Origin of the sequence: Nonomuraea salmonea, from assembly GCF_042428605.1 — a bacterium.
Taxonomy (GTDB): Bacteria; Actinomycetota; Actinomycetes; order Streptosporangiales; family Streptosporangiaceae; genus Nonomuraea; species Nonomuraea salmonea.
The window spans coordinates 276,041-296,367 of sequence record NZ_JBHMCF010000042.1 but is presented as its reverse complement, the minus strand read 5'-3'; the positions used below and the strand labels follow the sequence as shown (position 1 = coordinate 296,367).

The 20,327-nt window shown below is 70.5% G+C and carries 17 protein-coding genes; 6 read left to right on the top strand and 11 right to left on the bottom strand.

Annotated elements, in window-relative coordinates; all coding sequences use genetic code 11:
• Positions 1-56: 56 nt before the first annotated feature.
• Genes ACFFR3_RS39445 through ACFFR3_RS39425 form a run of 5 tightly spaced genes read right to left on the bottom strand, consistent with a single transcriptional unit; the run spans position 57 to position 5,400 of the window.
• A complete protein-coding gene (locus ACFFR3_RS39445) occupies positions 57-1,418 on the bottom strand; it encodes a sulfatase family protein (RefSeq protein ID WP_345399645.1) in 1,362 nt (453 codons plus the stop codon).
• 11 nt (positions 1,419-1,429) lie between these two features.
• Positions 1,430-2,239, bottom strand: coding sequence for a carbohydrate ABC transporter permease (locus tag ACFFR3_RS39440; protein WP_345399642.1), 810 nt, complete (start codon positions 2,237-2,239; stop codon positions 1,430-1,432).
• Entirely contained in the window at positions 2,239-3,111 is an 873-nt protein-coding gene (locus tag ACFFR3_RS39435) for a carbohydrate ABC transporter permease (RefSeq protein WP_364369077.1), read from the bottom strand. The genes ACFFR3_RS39440 and ACFFR3_RS39435 overlap by 1 nt, the downstream gene beginning before the upstream one ends.
• Positions 3,108-4,385: a sugar ABC transporter substrate-binding protein gene (locus tag ACFFR3_RS39430; protein WP_364369074.1), complete on the bottom strand. Its 1,278-nt coding sequence runs from the start codon at positions 4,383-4,385 to the stop codon at positions 3,108-3,110. Before ACFFR3_RS39430 ends, ACFFR3_RS39435 begins: the two co-directional genes overlap by 4 nt.
• A gap of 13 nt (positions 4,386-4,398) precedes the next feature.
• Positions 4,399-5,400 (bottom strand): LacI family DNA-binding transcriptional regulator, encoded by a 1,002-nt coding sequence (locus ACFFR3_RS39425; protein WP_345399636.1) that lies wholly within the window; start codon positions 5,398-5,400, stop codon positions 4,399-4,401.
• 248 nt (positions 5,401-5,648) lie between these two features.
• On the opposite strand from ACFFR3_RS39425, the gene ACFFR3_RS39420 reads away from it, so the two are divergent.
• The 5 genes from ACFFR3_RS39420 (at position 5,649) to ACFFR3_RS39400 (ending at position 12,075) form a co-directional block, all read left to right on the top strand.
• Positions 5,649-7,103 carry a multicopper oxidase family protein gene (locus tag ACFFR3_RS39420; RefSeq protein WP_364369071.1) on the top strand — a complete coding sequence of 485 codons (1,455 nt, stop codon included), beginning with the start codon at positions 5,649-5,651 and terminating at the stop codon, positions 7,101-7,103.
• A gap of 159 nt (positions 7,104-7,262) precedes the next feature.
• On the top strand, positions 7,263-8,648 hold the full coding sequence (locus tag ACFFR3_RS39415; protein ID WP_379484778.1) for an APC family permease: 1,386 nt from the start codon (positions 7,263-7,265) through the stop codon (positions 8,646-8,648).
• Between the two features lie 10 nt (positions 8,649-8,658).
• Positions 8,659-9,216 carry a GOLPH3/VPS74 family protein gene (locus ACFFR3_RS39410; RefSeq protein WP_345399621.1) on the top strand — a complete coding sequence of 186 codons (558 nt, stop codon included), beginning with the start codon at positions 8,659-8,661 and terminating at the stop codon, positions 9,214-9,216.
• Positions 9,217-9,657: 441 nt separating this feature from the next.
• Complete coding sequence (locus tag ACFFR3_RS39405; protein ID WP_379484777.1) at positions 9,658-10,536, top strand: hypothetical protein; 879 nt, start codon at positions 9,658-9,660, stop codon at positions 10,534-10,536.
• A 207-nt stretch (positions 10,537-10,743) separates the two neighbouring features.
• Entirely contained in the window at positions 10,744-12,075 is a 1,332-nt protein-coding gene (locus ACFFR3_RS39400; protein ID WP_364369062.1) for a glycoside hydrolase family 30 protein, read from the top strand.
• 45 nt (positions 12,076-12,120) lie between these two features.
• Here ACFFR3_RS39400 and ACFFR3_RS39395 read toward each other — a convergent pair whose 3' ends face one another.
• From ACFFR3_RS39395 to ACFFR3_RS39380, 4 genes are all read right to left on the bottom strand, one after another.
• Positions 12,121-12,939, bottom strand: coding sequence for a carbohydrate ABC transporter permease (locus ACFFR3_RS39395; protein WP_345399611.1), 819 nt, complete (start codon positions 12,937-12,939; stop codon positions 12,121-12,123).
• Complete coding sequence (locus ACFFR3_RS39390) at positions 12,932-13,882, bottom strand: carbohydrate ABC transporter permease (RefSeq protein ID WP_364369059.1); 951 nt, start codon at positions 13,880-13,882, stop codon at positions 12,932-12,934. The genes ACFFR3_RS39395 and ACFFR3_RS39390 overlap by 8 nt, the downstream gene beginning before the upstream one ends.
• 1 nt (position 13,883) lies before the next feature.
• A complete protein-coding gene (locus ACFFR3_RS39385; RefSeq protein WP_379484776.1) occupies positions 13,884-15,137 on the bottom strand; it encodes an ABC transporter substrate-binding protein in 1,254 nt (417 codons plus the stop codon).
• Between the two features lie 72 nt (positions 15,138-15,209).
• Positions 15,210-16,349, bottom strand: coding sequence for an ROK family transcriptional regulator (locus ACFFR3_RS39380; RefSeq protein WP_379484775.1), 1,140 nt, complete (start codon positions 16,347-16,349; stop codon positions 15,210-15,212).
• A 73-nt stretch (positions 16,350-16,422) separates the two neighbouring features.
• Between ACFFR3_RS39380 and ACFFR3_RS39375 the strand changes: the two genes are divergently transcribed.
• Positions 16,423-17,670 carry a Gfo/Idh/MocA family protein gene (locus ACFFR3_RS39375; protein ID WP_364369050.1) on the top strand — a complete coding sequence of 416 codons (1,248 nt, stop codon included), beginning with the start codon at positions 16,423-16,425 and terminating at the stop codon, positions 17,668-17,670.
• Between the two features lie 37 nt (positions 17,671-17,707).
• Here the strand turns inward: ACFFR3_RS39375 and ACFFR3_RS39370 are convergent, their stop codons facing one another.
• Both ACFFR3_RS39370 and ACFFR3_RS39365 read right to left on the bottom strand, forming a co-directional pair.
• Positions 17,708-18,811, bottom strand: coding sequence for a 5-methyltetrahydropteroyltriglutamate--homocysteine S-methyltransferase (locus ACFFR3_RS39370; RefSeq protein ID WP_345399593.1), 1,104 nt, complete (start codon positions 18,809-18,811; stop codon positions 17,708-17,710).
• 5 nt (positions 18,812-18,816) lie between these two features.
• Complete coding sequence (locus ACFFR3_RS39365; protein WP_379484774.1) at positions 18,817-20,289, bottom strand: acyl-CoA synthetase; 1,473 nt, start codon at positions 20,287-20,289, stop codon at positions 18,817-18,819.
• Positions 20,290-20,327: the final 38 nt, after the last annotated feature.

Below are 20,327 nucleotides of genomic sequence, written 5' to 3'. Positions count from 1 at the left end.
GAAAGGACCTCGGCTTGGGCGAGCACGCCGCGGGGCCCGGGACGCTGCACCCTCCGCTAAGGGCGGGGCTGGTGGCCGAAGCGGGCCGGCTTCGGAGCCGTTGAGCGGACCGCCGGGTCGGGCATCGCCTGGGTGCGGCCGGGCACCCGCTCGGCGGGCTCCACGACCGGCTCGGCCTCCCCGGCCGCGACGATGCGGCGGATCAGGCGTTCGCGCAGTTCGGCAGCGACCGCCTCATGCGAGGGGTGGCCGGCCAGGTTGACCAGCTCGTACGGATCGTTGACCACGTCGTACAGGGCCTGCTCCCGGTAGCGGGCGGCGGCGGGGTCGTCCCAGGGGTCGGCGCCTTCGGCGACGGCGTAGTACTTCCACCGCGACGTCCTGATCCCGCGCCCCACCTCGGACTCGCTCACCTGGAAGAACACCTCGCCGGGCCAGTCGGCCCGGGGGTCGCGCAGCAGCGGCAGGAACGAGCGCCCCTGCATCGCGTCGGGCACCGGCAGCCCGGCCGCCTCCAGCAGGGTGGGCGGCAGGTCGAGCGTGCTGACGGGCCGCGCGATGGCGCCGCCGCCGTCGAAGCCGGGCCCGCGCAGCGCCAGCGGCACCCGCAGCGACGCGTCGTGGCAGGACCGCTTGTACTCGCCGTTGCGGGTCTTGAAGTGGTTGCCGTGGTCGGAGGTGTACGCCACGATCGTGTCGTCCAGCAGGTCCATGCTGCGCAGCGCGTCGAGCAGCCGCCCGAGCCCCTCGTCGAGGCGCTTGACCTGGCCGAGATAGCCGCCCATGTGCTGGTGCGCGGTGCCGCCGAGCGCGGCGAGGTCGGGCGGCATCCAGGTGCCCTGATAGCGCTCCTCGTAGCCGTCGGGCGCCGGGTAGTTGTCCACCTCGTTCTGGTGGTGCGGCTCAAGGAGCGACAGGAACAGGTAGAACGGCTCGCCGGCGTGGTCGGCCACGAACCGCACGGCCGCGTCCACGAGCGCGTCGGAGCGGTAGCCGGGCAGCATGACGGGCTCGTTCGCCTCGTCGTAGACGATCGTGCGGTAGGCGTCGGAGGTGTGCTCGAGCGCGTTGGCGGCCAGCCAGCTCTGGTAGCCGCCGCGCTGGTGCTCAGGCACCGGCTCTGAGCCGGCCAGGTGCCACTTGCCGATGTAGCCGGTGGCGTAGCCGGCCGCGCCGAAGTGGTGCGCGAGCGTGCGCTCTTCGGGCGGCAGGACGCGGCCGTTGCGGTGCACGCCGGTCGTGGTCGCGTAGCGGCCCGTCTGCAGCGCCGCGCGGGCCGGCGCGCACACCGGCTGCGGCGTGAGCGCGACCGTGGCCTGCGTGCCGTGCCTGGCCATGCGGTCGAGGTTGGGGGTGAGCGGGCCGACGGTGTCCCACCGCTGCTGGTCGGTGAAGACGACGATCACGTTCGGGCGCAAAAGGGAGACTCCTATCGAAGGCCGGTGAGGGCGATGCCCCGCACGAAATATCTCTGGGTGAGGACGAACAGGACGGCGGTGGGCACGAAGAGGATCACCGAGCCGGCCGCCGTGAGGTGCCACAGCGTGAAGTACTCCTGGTTGAACAGGGTGAGCCCGACCGGGATGGTGCGCATCTCGGGCGTGCTGGTGGCGACCAGCGGCCAGAGGAACTCGTTCCACTGGAAGACGAACGTGAACAGCGCGAGCACGGCCAGCGCGGGCCTGGTCTGCGGCAGGATGACGCTGCGGTAGATGCGCAGCTCGGAGGCCCCGTCGATGCGGGCCGCGCTGATGAGGTCGTCCGGGATGGGCTGGATGAACTGCCGCATCAGGAAGATCCCGAACGCGTCCATGAGGAACGGGGTGATGAGCCCCTGGTACGTGTTCAGCCACCCGAGGTTGGCCATGAGCACGTACAGCGGGATCATCCGCACGAAGAACGGAACCATGAGCGTGGCCAGCAGCGCCACGAACAGCGTGTTGCGCAGCGGGAAGCGGAACTTGGCGAACACGTAGCCGACGAGCGGGTCGAACAGCAGGTGCGACAGCGTGATCGCGCCGGCCACGACGAGGCTGTTGACGATGAAGTCGCCGAACGGCGCGCGGGCGAACAGCTCGGCGTAGTTGCCCCACTGCGGCGTCTCCGGCCAGAGCACGGCGCTCGCCGCCAGCGTCTCCGCCTCGGTCTGCAGCGACAGCGAGACCATGTAGAGCAGCGGCAGCACCGTCACCAGGCTCGCCAGCGTGAGCACGGTGTAGAGCAGCACCTTGCGGCTCATCAGTACGTCACCTCCCCCCGCCGCCCGGCCCTGAGCTGGATCACGGTGAAGGCCACGATCACGAGCAGCAGCAGCACCGACTGCGCGGAGGAGTAGCCGAAGTCCCTGGTGCGGAAGGCGACGTTGAAGATGTGGAAGACCGACAGGTCGGTGGCGTCGCCCGGCCCGCCGCCGGTGATGATGTACGCCTGCCCGAACGCCTGCAGCCCCGAGATCACCGCCATCACTGAGACGAACAGCGTGGTCGGGGCCAGCAGCGGCAGCGTGATGCGCCAGAACCGGCGCCAGGCGTCCGCCCCGTCGATCTTGGCGGCCTCGTGGTAGGTCTCGGGGATGCCCTGCAGCCCGGCGAGGAACAGCACCATCGTGTAGCCGACGCTCTGCCACAGGGTGACGGCGGCGATGGTGAGCAGCGGCGCGGTGTTGAGCCACTGCTGGCCGGGCAGCCCGGCCGCGAGCAGCACCCGGTTGAGCACGCCCAGATCGGGGTCGAGGATGTTGCGCCACAGCAGCCCGACGATCGCCACCGACGTCAGGTACGGCACCAGCAGCAGCACCCGGAAGGCCACCCGGCCCTTGAGCGGCTGGTCGATGGCCAGCGCGAGGGCCAGCCCGAGCACGATGGAGCCGGCCACGACCAGCACCGCGAAGACCACCGTGACGAGGAACGAGTGGCGCACGGCGGGGTCGGCCAGGGCCTGGCTGTAGTTGCCGAGCCCGGCCCACTGGTCGGCCATCGGCCCGGTGCGGAAGCCGGTGGCGACCACGTTGCCGATCGGCAGGTAGAACAGGGCCGCGAAGAACAGGATGGCCGGCAGCAGGAAGAGGTAGGCGGTCCTCGCGTACCGGCCGGAGAGCGTGCGCGGCCTCACTTCAGGTAACCCTCCGCCGTCTTCGCGAACTCCGTCAGCACGTCGGCGGCGGGCCGGTTCTGGATGAGCACCTGCTGGTACATGACCTTCAGCTGCTCCTCCCACTTGCCGAACTGCCCGGTCAGCCGCACCGCCTGGGAGGAGTCCTCGGCCTGCGGCAGCGCGTCGGCGAACACCTTGGTCGCCGGGTCGGCCTGCACCTCGGGCAGCTTCGCCCAGGACACGCGGGGCATGAGCATGCCGGTCTCCTTGGTGGCGGCCTGCTCGACCTCCAGGGCGGTGACGCGTTTGATGAAGTCCCACGACAGCTCGGGCCTGCTCGCCTTGGCCGGCACGAACATGCTCACCCCGGCGGCCTGCGTGGCCCGCACCTTGTGCTCCAGCGGCGGCGCCACGCCGAGGTCGATGTCGGGGCTGGTCCTCCTGATCGGGTCGAGGTCCCAGGGGCCGGTGAGGATCATCGCGGCGCGCCCGGCGGAGAACAGCTTCTGCGGGCCGGAGTAGTCGGTGCTCGCGACGGGCACGGGCGCGACCTTGTGCTTGTGGATGAGGTCGGCCTGGAACTGCAGGGCCTCGATCGCGTCGGCGAGCGGGGTCATGACCTTGCCGGTCTCCGGGTCGTACGGGGTGACGCCGGCCTGCGTCATCCAGGGCCACATGTAGGTGTAGTCCTGGTTGAGCGCGACGCCGTACACGCCGTCCTTGGTCAGCTTCTTCGCGGCGGCGAGGAACTCCTCCCAGGTGGTGGGCACCTCGACGCCGGCGTCGCTGAGCATGCCCTTGTTGTGGAGCAGGGTGTTGCAGGTCAGGTGCAGCTGCACGCCGTACACCTTGCCCTGGTAGGAGTTGCGCTCGACGGTCACCGGCTGCCAGTCGGCGGGGAAGCCCATGGCGGCGCCGTCGCGGTCGACGAAGTCCTGCAGCGAGCGGGCGTTGCCGGACAGCGCGAACTCCTGCACCCACCCGCCGGGCTCCTCCACCAGGTCGGGCACGGTGCCGGAGGCGAAGTCGGCCAGCAGCCTGGTGCGCAGGTCGGGCCACTGATATTTTTGCAGGTTGACGGTGACCTTGTGGGCCTGCTCGAACTCGGCGATCACCTTGCGGTAGGCCTGGTAGTCGTGGCCGGCGTTCCAATAGACGGTGAAGGTGCCGGGGGCGGCGCTCTGCGGGGCCGGCGCTCCCGCGCACGACGACAGGGCCGGCACGCCTGCTGCGGCGGTGGCGGCCACGCCGAGGAGCCGGATCAGGTCACGGCGTGAGGGGTGGGCGGGCATCGGGGTTTCCCTTCTAGGACGAGCCCCGCCGCACGAAGGTCCACGACCGGACGATCTCGCGGGCGGGCGGCGGCTCATCGGCCTGGAGGCGGTCGAAGAGCAGGCGTACGACGTCGGTGTAGTCGTGGCGCAGCGGGCCGACGGTGCTGAGCTGCGGATTGGTGATGAGACCCTCGTCGATGTTGCCGACCCCGACGATCGCGACGTCGCCCGGCACGCTCAGCCCGAGGTCCCTGGCGGCTGCGATGGCGCTGATCGCCGCCCGGTCGGCGGCGGCGAAGATCGCGTCGGGCCGGTCGGGCGAGCCGAGCAGCTCGGTCGCCGTCTGGTACGCCGCCACGCGGTCGTCGGCGCCCCCGGTGACGACGCGGTCGGTGACGCCGTGCCGGTCGAGGGCGGTGAGGTAGCCGAGCAGCCGCCCGGCCGGCCGGTCGCGGTAGAGCTCGTGCCGCTGCCCCATGAACGCGATGCGCCGCCGGCCGGTGGCCAGCAGGTGCTCGACGGCCTCGGCGCTGGCCTCGGTCTCCGGGGTGCGGACGACGTCGCAGCCTTCGAGCCCGCTCTCGTTGCTCAGCACCACCATCGGCAGCCCGGTGGCGGCCAGCCCGGCGAGCAGGTCGTGGGCGAGGTGGTCGCCGACCACGTTGATCAGGGCGCCGTCGGCGATGCCACCGCGCAGCATCTCGATCGCGGCCTTCGCCCTCGCCTCGGAGTAGACGGCGAGCGTGACCACGGAGTAGCCGCGCGCGTCGGCCATCTCGTGCAGGTCGGTGGCCAGCCGTTCGTCGGTGGGAACGCCGCCGAACGTGCTCAGCACCAGGCAGACGCGCTGGGTGCGGCGCCTGCGCAGGCTCCTCGCGGCCTGGTTGGGGGTGTAGCCGAGCTGCCTTGCGGCGTCGAGCACCCGCTGCCTGGTCTCGGCGGCCACGGGTCGGTCGCGGCCGCTGAGCACGTAGGAGACGGTCGCCACTGACACGTTCGCCAGCTCGGCCACTTGTCGCGCTGTGGGTCTCATGTTAGTCGAATAACCTAGCATTCCCTATGGGATTATGGGGTAATTGGTGGCGGCGGATCTGGGCGAGCAGGTCGGAGGTGGGGTGATGGTCGCCGTACGGCGCTCGGCCGATGTGAATCGATTAACACGATAGGTCGAGGGTGCCGCTCCGACAAGGGGGCACGCGGCCAGGGGCTCCCGATCAGCGTGGCGTACGGGCTTTCGCGATCACTCTCCGTTACCTTGCGAGGTGGATGGGGGGATCTGTAGTGAATGGTTCGGCATGGGGTACCGGCGGGGGTCTTTCCCGCCGGCTGCTGTTCACCGGTACGTTCGCCGTCGCGACGAGTGCGCTGACCGAGGTCGCCACGGCCGACCGGCGAAGCCGTCCTAGGGGGCCGGCGCGCGGCACGGTGTTGCGGGCCAGGCCCGCGACCGTCTCGCTGGGCGGGCGCAAGGTCGCGACCTGGACGTACGGCGGCACGGTGCCGGGGCCGATCATCCGCGCGACGGCGGGCGGCATGGTGCGCGCCAGGCTCGTCAACGACCTGCCCGCCGAGACCACCGTGCACTGGCACGGCATCAGGATCGACCCGAGGATGGACGGCGCCCCCGGCTACACCCAGGCGCCCACGAAGCCGGGCCGCACCTTCGACTACGTCTTCCGGGTGCCCGACCCCGGCACGTACTTCTACCACTCGCACGTCGGCATGCAGAACGACCGCGGCCTGTACGGCCCGCTCGTGGTGGCCGACCCGCGCGAGCCGCTCGGCTACGACGAGGAGTTCGTGGTCCTGCTCGACGACTGGCTGGACGGGATCGACGGCACGCCCGACGACGCGCTGAGGCGGCTCAACGCCAGCACCGAGCACGACGACACGCTGCGCAGCGACCTGCTCGGCGGGGTCACCGGCGAGGTGCGGCATCCGTACCACCTGGTCAACGGCCGGATGGCGGAGGCGCCCGAGGTGTTCGCCAGCCGGCCTGGGCGGACGGTGCGGTTCCGGGTGATCAACGCGGCGGCCGACACGGCGTACCGGGTGGCGCTCGGCGGCCACCGCATGACGATCACCCACACCGACGGGTTCCCGTGCGCGCCCGCCACCGTGGACACGTTCCTCATCGGCATGGGCGAGCGCTACGACTTCGTCACCCGGCTGGGCGCGGGCGCGTTCCCGCTGGTCGCGCTGGCTGAGGGGAAGCAGGCGCGGGCGTTCGCGATCGTCAGGACGACGCCGGGCGCGCGCCGGCCGCCGCGCGACGTCAAGGTGCCGGAGCTGGAGCGGCGCCTGCTCGCCTACGCCGACCTGCGGCCGCGCAGGGCCGACGCGCTGCCCCGCCCGGGCAGGACCGTCACGGTGACGCTCGGCATGCGGCCGTCGGGCAACGAGTGGACGCTCAACGACCGGCTGGCCGCCGACCCGCTGCGGGTGCGGGTGGAGAAGGGCGAGACGATCAGGATCGTCATGGACAACCAGTCGCCCATGTGGCATCCGATGCACCTGCACGGCCACACCTTCCAGCTGCGGGCGGGCGAGCGGCGCGGGGTGCGCAAGGACACGGTGAACATCAAGCCGCGCGAGCGGCTGAGCGTGGACGTGGAGTGCGACAACCCGGGCGAGTGGATGTTCCACTGCCACAATCTCTACCACCAGGAGCAGGGGATGATGGGCGTCCTCGGGTACGGCCAGGCTCCGCCCCGAAATCGCCACATGAGCCATTAAGGCGGCATTTGTCGGGGTTACGCGCAAGTAATGTGCTACAGGCGCGACATTTCACTATTAACGTGATTCACTCCACGCACTCTTGCGACGCGCACCCGCGCTGCGAAAGGATCACCAGTCGGACCCCAGCCCCTCGCAGGACGACTGGAGACGCCTGTCGTGCGCGCACAACAGAACATCGAGCAGTTCGGCTACCGCCAGGAGTTACACCGTACGGTCGGCCTCGCCGACCTCATTTTCTACGGTTTGGCATACATGGTACCGATCGCACCTTTCGCGATTTTCGGGAATGTTTATTCGGAATCCGGTGGTATGCCGGTCCTGGCGTACCTCGTCGGGATGATCGCGCTGCTGTTCACCGCCGCCTCGTACGCGCAGATGGTGAAGGCGTTCCCGCTGTCCGGCTCGGTCTACAACTACGCCGGGCGCGGCATCGCTCCCCCCGTCGGGTTCATGACCGGCTGGATGATCCTGCTGGACTACATCCTGCTGCCCTGCCTGCTCTACCTGGTGGCCTCGATCGCCATGAACGACAGCGTGCCCGGCGTCCCCGTCTGGGCCTGGCTGATCGGCTTCGTCGCCGTCAACACGGCGATCAACCTGCGCGGCATCAGGATAACGGTCCAGCTCACCCGCGTGCTCATCGCGATCGAGCTGGCCGTGCTCGCCCTGTTCCTGCTCGTCGGCGTCTGGGCGCTGCTGCGGGGCGCGGGCCGCGGGTTCAGCCTCACGCCGCTGTTCAACGCCGAGACCTTCGCCTGGCCGGTGATGTTCGCCGCGGTGTCGGTGGCCGTGCTGTCCTTCCTCGGCTTCGACGGCATCTCCATGCTGGTGGAGGAGTCGACCGGCGGCTCCGCCCAGGTCGGCCGGGCCATGCGGGTCGCGCTGCTGCTGGCGGGCGTGCTGTTCATCACGCAGGTCTGGGTGGCCGCGCTGCTCGTGCCCGACCCGGCCGGGCTGCTCGACCAGCCCAGCGACACCGCCTTCTACGACGCCGCCGCCGTCGCGGGCGGCGAGTGGCTCAGGCACGTCACCACCGCCGCCACCGCGCTGTCCTGGGGCCTGGTCAACACCATGGTCGCCCAGGTGTCGGTCTCGCGGCTGCTGTACGCGATGGCCCGCGACCGTCAGCTCCCCTCGTTCCTCGCCAAGGTCTCGGTACGGCACTCGGTGCCGTCCAACGCGATCCTGCTGAGCTGCCTGCTGTCGATCGGCGTCGGCATCTGGGCGGCCACCCGGGCCGACGGGGTCGCCCTGCTCAGCAGCCTGATCAACATGGGCGCCATGGTCGCGTTCATCGTCCTGCACGTGTCGGTCATCGTGCACTACGCGCTGCGCTCCGGCTCCGACCGGCTCTGGGCCCACCTGATCTCGCCGCTGATCGGCGCGGGCATCCTGGTCTTCGTCGTGATCAACGCGAACCTCCTGGCCCAGCTCCTCGGCCTGGTCTGGCTCGGCCTCGGCGCGCTGGCGCTCATCACCCTGTACGCGCTCGGCCGCCGCCCCACGCTGCGCGGCATGCCCGCCGGATCCGACCGCCGCTGAGGAGACTTGCATGGACCGGCTGCCGCTGCACCAGGACCTCTATCTCATCGCCCACGACAAGACCGGCAAACCGTACGTCCATCCGGCGTCGCTCGCGCTCGGGCTGGCCGGCGCCGCGCTGCTCGACCGGCTGCTCACCGGGCCCGTCAAGCCGCTGCTCAATCCCGGCCCCGTCGCGCTCATCAAGGGGGCCGCGGCCGGCGGGATCTACGACCGCACCAGGGAGGAGCTGCTGGGCTCCGGGGTGCTCGTACGGGTGACCGGGCGGCGGCTCGGCATGCTGCCGTACACGCGGTACGAGCTGGCCGACATCGCCTCCGTCGTCCGCGCGTCCTCCGGGGTGCGCTCGGCGGTCGAGGGCTGGAAGACGCCGGACGCGCGCTGCGCCGGGCTGTGCGGGCTGGTCGCGGTGCTCCGCCTGGAGGGCGAGCTCTATCTCGACCAGCCGGCCGCCCGGCTGGTCGCCAGACTGCGCGAGATCGCCGCCTCCGCCGCATCGCCCGTGGGCGAGCTGGTGGAGATCGTGGACACGCTGGTCGCGGAGGCCGCCGTCGCCGTCTACCGCTAGCGGCGTGCCCCTTATGCGAGTTACGCTCCGCAGGCGACGGTTCGGGGGCCGGCCATCCGCTCGGAGGGGGCACCCATGACCTACACCCTGTTACGCGGCAGCTTCGTCATCAGCCCCGACCCCGCTCCCCCGGGCGCGCCCTTGCACCCGCCGCACGTCACGGACGGCCGTACCCTCCACTTCACGCGATAACGGAAATCGCTGTCGAAAATGGCGGGCGGTGCGGTGCCGGCCTTTCTCGAGGACGGCAGATCTTGTGGGCGGCGAATGCTGCGAAAGAGGGTTGTTATCAAATAGTCTCTCGTCCGTAGTACGAAATGCCGGAACCACCGACAAATCAAGCACACCCCTTTTTGTCCCGTTTTCTCGCGATACTGCCGGGAGGGTGCTGTGGCGTACGGATCAGGGTCGGGCCGCCCGTGCGGGCGTTGCGGAGCGCACGTGGGCTCCCTCTCCCCATGCCCCCGCTGCCGGGCCCCGCAGGTGGCGCCCGATGACCGGCCAGCGCCCTCGCCGTACCTGGACTGGGAGCCCGAGCGGTTACCCGCCGAGCCCCCGGCGTGGCGGCGCGCGCCCGTGCTGGTCGGCGCGGTGGCGGCCCTGCTCGTCCTCGCCCTGACCGGGTGGCTCGTCGTAGGGCGCACCGACACGGGCGGCGCGGCGGCGGGCTCCGGCGGCCCCGCCGGCACGAACCAGGCCGACGTCCCCCCGCCCGTCTGGGAGAGCACCCCCGCCGACGACGCCGACCCCGCCTTGGCGACCGGCGACGCCGCCGCGGACGCCGGCGCCCAGACGGACGACGAGACCGACGAGACCGATGAGCAGGCCGAAGAACCTGTTGAAGAGCAGGCAGAAGAGCAGGCCGGGTCGGGCAAGGAGGCCGGGCGGCAGGCTCAGGAGCTGGAGAAGCTGCTGTCCAGCAGCAACTCCTCCCGCTCCGACCTCACCGAGGCCATCGACGAAGCCGTCCTGTGCGAGCGCGCCGGCCTGGACACGATCAAGGACATCACGAACGCCCGCCGCAGGCAGCTCACCGCCGCCAGGAGGCTGACGGTGTCGGCGCTGCCGGACGGGGCGCAGTTGCGGGACGCCCTGGTGACCGCGCTGGACGCCTCGTACCAGGCCGATCTGGCGTTCCTGAGGTGGGCCAGGAAGCTGGCGGCGGACGGCTGCCCCGGGGTGGGCAGGGACCACCCCGATTACCGGCGCGGCCTGGACTGGTCGAAGGCGGCTCACGAGGCGAAGACGCGATTCGTGCGGACGTGGCGGCCGGTGGCGGAAAAGTACGGCCTGACCGTGTGGAAAGCGCGCCAGATCTGATCACCGGTCTTTTCGTCTTACCAGAATCGTTCCACAGGCGAATTCCGGTTCGTGGATGAGCGCCACGGCGGCCCCCGGCGAGACCCCGGGGGCCGCCGTGCTTTTGCGCGCGGGTTGACACATGGTTGACGAGCCCGCCATGAACGCTTACGTTTCTCGGCGATCGACGAAATGTATCGTCACGATTCCGAAATTTTCGGAGGCGCCATGTTAAGAGGGATCATCGCGATCGGCCTGCTCGGCCTCCCCGCCGTCCACCCCGGCCACCCGGCTCCGCAACCGGCGATCTCCCTGAACGAACGCGTCCGGCACCAGGAGATCGACGGCTTCGGCATCTCCCAGGCGTTCCGCCGCAACGAGCTGCTCAAAGCCCTCTCGCCGGCCCAGCAGCGCGAGGTGCTCGACCTGTGGTTCCACCGGAGCAAGGGTGCGGGCCTCAGCATCCTGCGGCTCGGCATCGGCTCCTCCCCCGCCGGCAGCCCGTACGACCACATGGTCTCGATCCAGCCCGAGGACCCGGGCGGCCCGGACGCCAAGCCGGACTACGTGTGGGACGGCGACGACAACAGCCAGGTCTGGGTGGCCAAGGAGGCCCAGCGGTACGGTGTCGAGCGGTTCTTCGCCGACGCCTGGAGCGCCCCTGGCTACATGAAGGACAACGGCGACGACAAGAACGGCGGCACGCTGCTGCCCGAGTGGCAGCGCGCGTACGCGAAGTACCTGGTGGCCTACACGAAGTTCTACGCCAAGGAGGGCATCAGGATCACCGACCTGGGCTTCACGAACGAGCCCGACTACACGGCCTCGTACGCGTCCATGCGCTTCACCCCCGAGCAGGCCGCCGCGTTCGTCAAGGTGCTGGGGCCGATCGCCAGGGGCACGAACGTGGTCTGCTGCGACTCGTTCGGCTGGCGGGAGGCGAAGGCGTACACGGCGGCCATCGAGGCCGATCCCGAGGCGCGGCGCTGGGTGAAGACGCACACAGGACACACCTACGCCAGCCCGGTGGACGGCCCGCTGCCGACGTCCAGGAAGACGTGGATGTCGGAGTGGAACCCCAACGGCGACACCTGGAACGAGGCGTGGGACGACGGCAGCGGCTATGACGGCATCACGATCGCCCAGGCCGTGCACGACGCGCTCACGCTGGGCGGCGTCAGCGCGTACGTCTACTGGCTGGGCGGCTCGCGCGGCGCGACCAGGGCGCTGCTGCAGCTCGACGACGCGGCCGGCGAGTACCACGTGTCGAAGCGGCTGTGGGCGCTGGCCGGTTACAGCCGGTTCATCCGGCCCGGCGCGGTCCGGCTGGAGGCCGGGGCGGCCGATCCGGCGCTGAAAGTTTCAGCGTTCCGCAACCGCGACGGCTCGCGGGTGGTCGTCGCGCTCAACACGGGCACCGCGCCGATCGCGTGGAAGGGCGTGCGGGGCCGGGCGGCCGCGTACGTCACGGACGAGGCCCGCTCGATGACCCCGGTGAGCGTGCACGGGAACGCGGTGACGCTCGCGCCGCGCGCCCTCACCACGATCGTCCTCCGCTGACCAGCGCAGGCCGCCCGCCCGCCGGGGACTCCAGCGGGCGGGCGGTCAGCCCTTGCTGCCCGTGTGCGCGATGCCCTGGATGAACTGGCGTTGCAGGAAGACGAACACCGCGATCACCGGCAGCGAGGCGAGCAGCGAGCCGGCCATGAGGACGGGGTAGTCGGTCTGGTACTGCCCCTGCAACGACGCGAGCCCGGCGGAGAGCGTCATCTTCTCGGGGTCGGTGTTGACGACGAGCGGCCAGAACAGGTCGTTCCACGCCCACAGCAGGGTGAGGATGCCCAGCGCCACAAGACCTGGCCGGGCCAGCGGCAGCATGACCGACCAGTAGATGCGGACCGGCCCCGCGCCGTCGAGCCGCGCCGCCTCCTCGATCTCGCGCGGCAGCGCGAGGAAGAACTGCCGCAGCAGGAACACCCCGAACGCGCTGAACAGCCCGGGCACGATGATCGCCTGGAGGCTGTTCAGCCAGCCGAGCGAGGACATGATCTGGTACTGCGGGATGACGAACAGCTGCGGCGGCACCATGAGCACCGACAGGAACACCCCGAACAGCACGTTCCTGCCGGGGAAGCGCAGCCGGGCGAAGGCGTAGGCCGCCATCGAGCAGAACAGCACCTGGCCCGCGACCCGCCCCGCCGCCATGACGGCGGTGTTGAGGAACTGCTCGCCGAACGGCAGCAGGTCGAACACCTTGGCGTAGTTGTCCCAGCGGCCCTCGGGCAGGAACGTCGGCGGCACGGCGGTGGCGCTGCTCAGGGTCTTGAGCGAGGTGATGACCTGCCACACGAACGGCGCGACCATCGCCAGCGAGGAGGCGATGAGCACCGCGTGCAGGCCCAGCGGGCGGCGCCGCTCAGACATAGTGCACCCACTTCCGCTGGAGCCTGAACTGCAGGATCGTCAGCGCCGCGATGAGCACCAGCAGCGCGATCACGATGGCGGCGGCGTAGCCGCGGTCGTTGGTGACGAAGGCCCGCTCGTAGAAGAGCTGGACGACGGTCTGCAGCCGGGAGTACGCCGGGTTGGCCCGCGCCGCCTGCCCCGACCCGGTCATGACGAAGACCAGGTCGAAGAGCTGGAGCGAGCCGATCACCGACACGATGGAGATGAAGAACGCGGTCGGCGACAGCATCGGCAGGGTGATCGTGAAGAACTGCCGCACGGGGCCGGCGCCGTCGAGCGAGGCGGCCTCGTACAGCTCCTTGGGGATGCCCTGCATGCCGGCCAGGAAGATGATGAGGTTGTAGCCGACGCTGCTCCACACGCCCACGACGACCAGCGCGTAGAGCGCGGTCGCGGGGTCGGCGATCCAGTTGGGCCCGTCGATGCCGACCAGCGCCAGCACCTGGTTCACCAGGCCGTAGTCGCCGTTGTAGAGCCAGCGCCAGAGCATCGCGACCGCGACCGGCATGGTCACCACGGGCAGGAAGAACGCCGTGCGGTAGAGGGCGACCCCGCGCAGGCCCGGCCGGTTGAGCAGGGCGGCGAACACGATCGCGAGCGGGATCCCGAGCAGCCCGAGCACGGTGTACGTGAGCGTGTTGAGCACCGCCTGCCCCACCTGGGGGTCGGCGAAGAGGCGGGTGTAGTTGTCCAGCCCCGTCCACGTGTGCCCGCCGAACGCGCCCCACTCCGTGAAGGAGAAATAGGCGGTCTGCAGCACGGGCCACAGGTAGAAGATCGCCAGGCCGAGCCCGGTGGGGGCGATGAACGCGTACCCCCACAGGGCCTCGGCGCGGAGCCCGCGCCGCTTCGCCGCGTGTGCCGCCCGCGCGGGCCGCCGGGTTTCGGCGGTGGTGGTCACGTCACTCCTTGGCCAGCAGGTCGTTCATCGCCGCAGCCAGCTCTCTCGCGGCCTGGTCGATCGGCACCTCGCCGGTCCACGCCTTGGTCAGGTGGGTCAGCTCGGCCTCCTGCCAGGCGGCGGTGTTCTTGGAGACGGGGTACGGCACCGCGTAGGAGACCGCGTCGAGGAACGACTGGAGCTTCCACTCGGGGTGCGCCGAGACCCAGTCGCCCTGGGTGCCGTTGTAGGCCGGGATCGGGCCCTTCTTGCCGAGGAGGTCGGCGGCCTGCTGGGAGCCGAGGAACTTGACGAACTCCCACGCCTGCTCGGGGTGCTCGGTCTTGGCCGACACCACGTTGGCGACGCCGTGGATGATCGTGGCCTGCTGCTCGCCCTTGGGCAGCGGGGCGACGTCCACCTTGTCCTTGGTGTACTCGTTTTTGCTGAACTCGGCCACGTTCCACGACCCGCCCCAGTACATCGCGAGCTTGCCGGCCTCGAAGAGCTGCAGCGGGCCCGTGTCGGTCATGGTCTTGAGGTCGGGCGACTGCTTGGCGGCGATGAGGTCGGTCCAGAACTTCAGGCCGGCGATCGTCTTCGGGTCGTCGTAGCCCGACTTCTTGCCGTCGGGGGAGATCACGTGGCCGCCGGCCTGGTAGATCGTCGGGTACTGGTACTCCTGGAAGCTGGTGAGCTGGGCGCCGATCGCGTAGACGCCCTTGGCGGGGTCGGTCAGCTTGGCGGCGGCCTGCTTGAAGTCGTCCCAGGTCCAGTCGTCGGCCGGATACTTCACCTTGGCGGCGTCGAAGAGCGTCTTGTTGTACCAGACGCCCACGGTGTCCATGTCCTTGGGCAGGCCGTACAGCTTGCCCTCGTAGGTGTAGAGGTCCACCAGGGGCTTGGGGTAGACGGAGGTGTCGACCTGCTCCTCGATGGGCGCGATGACGCCGTTGGAGGCGTAGAGCTGGAAGTTGGGGCCGTTCATCCAGAAGACGTCGGGCGCGGCGCCGCCGCTGACGGCGGCCTTCATCTTCGTCCAGTAGTCGGCCCAGGGGGTGAGCTGGACGTTGACCGCGATGTCCGGGTGCGTCTTGGTGAACTCCGCGGCCAGTTCGTTCATGACCTCCTGCTGGGTGGCGTCCCAGACGCCGTACGAGAGGGTCACCTTGTCCTGCGACTGCGCGCCCGCGCCGGCCTGCCCACCGCCGCCGCACGCGGAGGCGAGCAGTGCCGCGCAGAGGAGGGCCGCACCGCTCCGTGCCGACTTCCACATCTCCCATGTCCTCTCCTAGAACGTGGGAGTAATCATGGAGTCCAGTGAAATTGTTTTCAAGAGCAAGCCGTGTTACAGATGGCTCACGAGCGGGCTCCTGCCGTCGAGCACCCGGTCCTCCACGTCGTCGAGCGCGAGACGTACGGCGCCGAGCACCACCGCCTCGTCGCCCAGCGCCGACATGCGCACCTCGGGCGTGCGGATGCACCAGCGGTCGAGCTCCCGCTTCAGCGGCTCGATCAGCACGTCCGCGGAGCGCGAGAACCCGCCGCCGACCACCACCATCTGCGGGTCCAGGGTCAGCACCAGCGCCGACGCGCCCAGCGCCAGGTCCTTGACGTAGCGGCGGACCGCGGCCAGCGCCGCCTTGTCGCCGCCCCGCGCCGCCGCGAAGACGTCGCCCGCCTCCCCGCCCGCCTCACCATTGGCGGCGCTCAGGTGCTCCTGGGCCCTGATCCAGCCGAGCACCGGCAGCGCGCCGATCTCGCCCGAGGCGTTGGCGAAGCCCCTGTGCAGCTTGCCGTCGATCACCAGGCCCGCGCCGGTGCGCAGGCCGGCCAGCAGGAACACCATGTCCTTGGCGTAGCGGGCCACGCCGCGCCAGCACTCGGCCAGGGCGGCGAGCTTGCTGTCGTTCTCCACCAGCACGGGGGCGGGGGCCAGGCGGCGTACGTGGGCGGCCAGGTCGACGCCGGTCCACTCGGGCAGCGCCTCCGACAGCAGCACCCGCCCCGCGCCGTCCACCAGGCCCGTCGTGCCGACGCCCGAGGCCCAGATCTCGCCGCCGGTCAGCCCGGCGCCCTCCAGGCACTCCGTCACGGCCCTGTCCACGGCCTCCAGGCGTTCGAGCCGGCCCATCTCCGGCGCGACGGGCACCCTGGCGCTCTGCAGCACGGTGCCGTCGAGGTCGGCGACCACCGCGCGGATCTTGTGGCCGCCGATGTCGACGCCGAGCACCCGGCCCGCCTCGGCCCTGAACCGGTAGCGCCTGGCCGGGCGGCCGACCCCGCCGGCGGTGGCGCCCGCCTCGGTCACCCAGCCCTTCTGCAGCAGCTCGCGCACGACGTCCTCGGTCGAGGCGCGCGACAGCCCCGTGCGTTTGGCGACCTCGGTGAGGGTGAGCGAGTCCTGGCCCTGCAACGCCTTGATCACGGCCAGCGCGTTGAGCTGCCGGAGCCGTGACAGGTCACCGCCGCTCATCTCCGCGGCCATCCGCCCCCCTTGCTGTCAGCTTTCCCAGGCCGAATAATTGTGGTCTCCATGATATTTAGTCGGGGAAGGTTCCATGACTGAGGTGACTCTAGCCGTCGTCGGCGGCGGCCTGCGAGGGCTGACCTACGCGCGCCGCGCGCACGCCACGGGCGCCGGGCGCGTGGTGGCGGTGGCCGAGCCGGATCCGGGGCGCAGGGCGGCGTTCGCGGCGGAGTTCGGGATCGTTCCAGAGCTGGCGCTGCCGGGCTGGAAGGAACTGGCGGCGGCCGGGCGGGTGGCCGACGCGGCGGTGATCGCCACCCAGGACAGGATGCACACCGACCCTGCCGTGACGCTGGCGGACCTCGGTTACCACATTCTCCTGGAGAAGCCGATGGCCACCACGGAGCGTGAGGCCGCCATGATCGCCGAGGCGGCCGAGCGCAACGGCGTCATGCTGGCCGTCTGCCACGTGCTGCGCTACACCCCCTACACCGGGCTGGTGAAGCGGCTGCTGGACGAGGGGCGCATCGGGCGGCTCATCAGCGTGCAGCACCTGGAGCCGGTGGGCTGGTGGCACCAGGCGCACTCGTTCGTGCGCGGACACTGGCGGCGCCAGGACACCTCGGCGCCCATGCTGCTCGCCAAGGCCTGCCACGACGTGGACTGGCTGGTGCACCTGTTCGGCCGGCCGCCGGCCCGGGTGTCGTCGTTCGGCTCGCTGTCGCACTTCCGCGCCGAGGACCGGCCGGAGGGCGCCGCCGACCGGTGTCTGGACTGCCCGATCGAGCCCACCTGCCCGTACTCGGCCAAGCGCCTCTACCTGGACTGCCTCGGCGACCCCGACAGCGAGTTCTGGCCGCTCGGCGCCGTCACGCCGGGCCGTACCGAGGAGGACGTGCTGGACGCGCTGCGCACCGGCCCCTACGGACGCTGCGTCTACGCCTGCGACAACGACGTCGTGGACCACCAGGAGGTGCTGATGGAGTTCGACGACGGCGGCACCTGCTCGTTCACCATGAGCGCGTTCACCCCGATGGAGCACCGCCGCACCCGCCTGTTCGGCACCCACGGCTACATGGACGGCGACGGCGCCACCCTGCGCGTGGTCGACTTCCGCACCGGCACGGAGGAGACACTGAGCCTGGACGAGACCGTCGGGCCCTCGGCGGCCGACGGGCACGGGGGCGGCGACGAGGGGCTCACCGACGCCTTCCTCGCCGCCGTGGCGTCGGGCGACCCGTCGCCGCTGCACACCGACGCGGCCGAGAGCCTGATGACGCACCGCGTGGTCTGGGCCGCCGAGCAGGCCAGGCTCACTGGCACGGTCGTCACGCTCTGACCGGCTCCCCCTCGCGCCCGAGGGGGAGCCCAGAACGTCAGCCCCAGACCTCCTGGGCGGTCTCCACGATGAGCCGCAGCTTGGCGAACTGCTGCTCCTCGGTCAGCTCGTTGCCCTCGACGGTGGAGGAGAAGCCGCACTGCGGCGACAGGCAGAGCTGGTCGAGATCGACGAACTTGGCGGCCTCGTCGATGCGCCGCTTGAGCGTGTCCTTCGACTCCAGCTCGCCGCGCTTGGTCGTGACCAGCCCGAGCACCACCATCTTGCCGGGCGGCACGAACCGCAGCGGCTCGAAGCCGCCGGAGCGCTCGTCGTCGAACTCCATGAAGAAGCCGTCCACATTGAGCTCGTTGAACAGCGCCTCGGCCACGAAGTCGTAGCCGCCGGACGCCGCCCAGGAGGAGCGGAAGTTGCCCCGGCACATGTGGGTGGTGATGGTCATGCCGGCCGGCTTGGCGGCGAGCGCGGCGTTGATCTGCTTGATGTAGCGCAGGTGCATGTGCTCGGCGTCGTCGCCGCGCCCGGCCAGCTCGGCGCGCTGGGCGGGGTCGTTGAGATAGGCCAGGCTGGTGTCGTCGAACTGCAGGTAGGTGCAGCCGAGCGCGCCGATCCTGCGCACCTGCTCGGCGTAGGCGGCGCTGAGGTCGCGCCAGAACTCCTCGACGTCGGGATAGACCTCGGGGTCGATGGCGGCGGGCCCGCCCCGGTAGTGGACCATGCTGGGCGACGGGATGGTCAGCTTGGGCGTGACGCCCTCGCCGACGGTGTCGCGCAGGAACCCGAAGTCGTCGGCGAAGATCGGCGTGTCGAGCTTGATCCGGTCGTGCACGCGCAGCGCGGCGGGGGTGAACTCGATGTCGCCCTGCTCGTTGTGGAAGCGCACGGTGATCTGCTCGTCGGCGGCCTGACCGATGCCGCCGAGCTGATAGATGAAGTCCATGTGCCAGGAGGCCCGGCGGAACTCGCCGTCGGTGGCGCTCTGCAGGCCGGCGTCACGTTGTTTGCGCACCACCTCCCTGATGGCCGCGTCCTCGGCGGCGCGCAGTTCGTCACCTTTCAGGGTCTCGCGGGCGCGCAGCAGTTCCTGTGGACGCAACAGGCTGCCGACATGGTCGGCGCGGAAGGGCGGTGAGGTACGCATATGGATCATCCTCCTCCGTAGAGCTTTCTCAGCGGGGCCTTCAGGAGCTTGCCCGCCGCGTTCTTGGGCAGGTCAGCCACGAATTCCAGATATTTCGGGATCTTGTAGCGGGCGAGGCGGCCGTCCAGGTGCTTGAGCAGGTCGTCGGGGCTCGTCGTGACCCCGGCACGGGGCACGACCAGGGCCTTGCCGACCTCGCCCCACCGCTCGTCCGCCACCCCGATCACGGCGCACTCGGCGACGGCGGGATGCTCGTACAGGGCGCTCTCGACCTCGGCCGGGTAGATGTTCTCGCCGCCGGAGATGATCACGTCGTTGATGCGGTCGGAGATGCGCACGTAGCCGTCCTCGTCGGCCACGCCGACGTCGCCGGAGCGGAACCAGCCGTCCTCCGACAGCACCTTCGCGGTCTCCTCCGGCCGCCGCCAGTAGCCGCTCATCACGTTGGGGCCCTGGACGTACAGCTCGCCCGGCTGTCCCGGTGCGGCGGGCGAGCCGTCGGGGGCGACCAGCCGGACGTCGGAGAAGAAGCACGGCACGCCGGCGCTGCCCGCCTTGTCCACGGAGTGCTCGGCGCCGAGGAAGAGCGCCCCTGGCGCGGTCTCCGTCATGCCGTATCCCTGCAGAAACGTCAGCCCACGCTCCTGGTACGTCCTGATCAGCGGCTCCGGCACCGGCGCGCCGCCGCACAGCAGGTGCCGCAGGCTCGACAGGTCGGCGGTGGGCCAGCGCGGCGAGCGGGTGAGGAAGCCGAACATCGACGGCACCCCGAACATCACCGTGACCCGCTCATGCTCGATGAGGTCGTACGTGCGCTCCACGTCGAACGACGGCTCCAGCACCGCCCTGCCGCCCTTGAGCACGCACGGGATGAGCGTCTGCGCCAGCGCCGCGATGTGGAACATGGGGGCGCTGATCAGCACCACCTCGTCGTGCGCCAGCGGCACGTCCACGAGCAGGTTGACGGCGTTCCAGGTGAGGTTGGCGTGTGTGAGCATGGCGCCCTTGGGGCGTCCCGTGGTGCCCGAGGTGTACATGATCAGGCAGACGTCGTCCTGGCTCACCGGCTCGTCGATCGGCTCGGGCGAGCCGGACGCGACCAGCTCCTCGTACGCGGCGCCGCCCACGTGCCGGCCCGGCAGCCCGGCGCCGTCGCGCTCCTCGCCCAGCACCAGCACGGCGGCCTCGGCGTCGTCGAGGATGAAGCGCAGCTCGGGCTCGGCCAGCCGGGTGTTGAGCGGCACGAACACGGCTCCGAGCAGGCCGGCGGCGAAGAACGTCTCCACCATCGCGGGCTGGTTGGCGCCCAGGAAGGCGACCCGGTCGCCGCGCCGCACGCCGAGCACGGAGGCCAGCCGGTGGACGCGTTCGAGCAGCTCACGATAGGTGTGCTCGCGCCCGCGGTACGACACCGCCACCCTGTCGGGCGTCATGCGTGCCCTGCGCGCCGGCCACGAGCCAATCCCCTGATTCCGCATCGGCACTCCTTGACGCTCAAGCCCTCAAGTTAGGCCAC

What these genes read in the sequence shown, in the direction of transcription:
- ACFFR3_RS39440 (WP_345399642.1), bottom strand. Translation starts at nt 2,239, where the DNA reads ATGAGCCGCAAGGTGCTGCTCTACACCGTGCTCACGCTGGCGAGCCTG.
- ACFFR3_RS39430 (WP_364369074.1), bottom strand. Translation starts at nt 4,385, where the DNA reads ATGCCCGCCCACCCCTCACGCCGTGACCTGATCCGGCTCCTCGGCGTG.
- ACFFR3_RS39425 (WP_345399636.1), bottom strand. Translation starts at nt 5,400, where the DNA reads ATGAGACCCACAGCGCGACAAGTGGCCGAGCTGGCGAACGTGTCAGTG.
- ACFFR3_RS39410 (WP_345399621.1), top strand. Translation starts at nt 8,659, where the DNA reads ATGGACCGGCTGCCGCTGCACCAGGACCTCTATCTCATCGCCCACGAC.
- ACFFR3_RS39400 (WP_364369062.1), top strand. Translation starts at nt 10,744, where the DNA reads ATGTTAAGAGGGATCATCGCGATCGGCCTGCTCGGCCTCCCCGCCGTC.
- ACFFR3_RS39395 (WP_345399611.1), bottom strand. Translation starts at nt 12,939, where the DNA reads ATGTCTGAGCGGCGCCGCCCGCTGGGCCTGCACGCGGTGCTCATCGCC.
- ACFFR3_RS39385 (WP_379484776.1), bottom strand. Translation starts at nt 15,137, where the DNA reads ATGTGGAAGTCGGCACGGAGCGGTGCGGCCCTCCTCTGCGCGGCACTG.
- ACFFR3_RS39380 (WP_379484775.1), bottom strand. Translation starts at nt 16,349, where the DNA reads ATGGCCGCGGAGATGAGCGGCGGTGACCTGTCACGGCTCCGGCAGCTC.
- ACFFR3_RS39375 (WP_364369050.1), top strand. Translation starts at nt 16,423, where the DNA reads ATGACTGAGGTGACTCTAGCCGTCGTCGGCGGCGGCCTGCGAGGGCTG.
- ACFFR3_RS39370 (WP_345399593.1), bottom strand. Translation starts at nt 18,811, where the DNA reads ATGCGTACCTCACCGCCCTTCCGCGCCGACCATGTCGGCAGCCTGTTG.
- ACFFR3_RS39365 (WP_379484774.1), bottom strand. Translation starts at nt 20,289, where the DNA reads ATGCGGAATCAGGGGATTGGCTCGTGGCCGGCGCGCAGGGCACGCATG.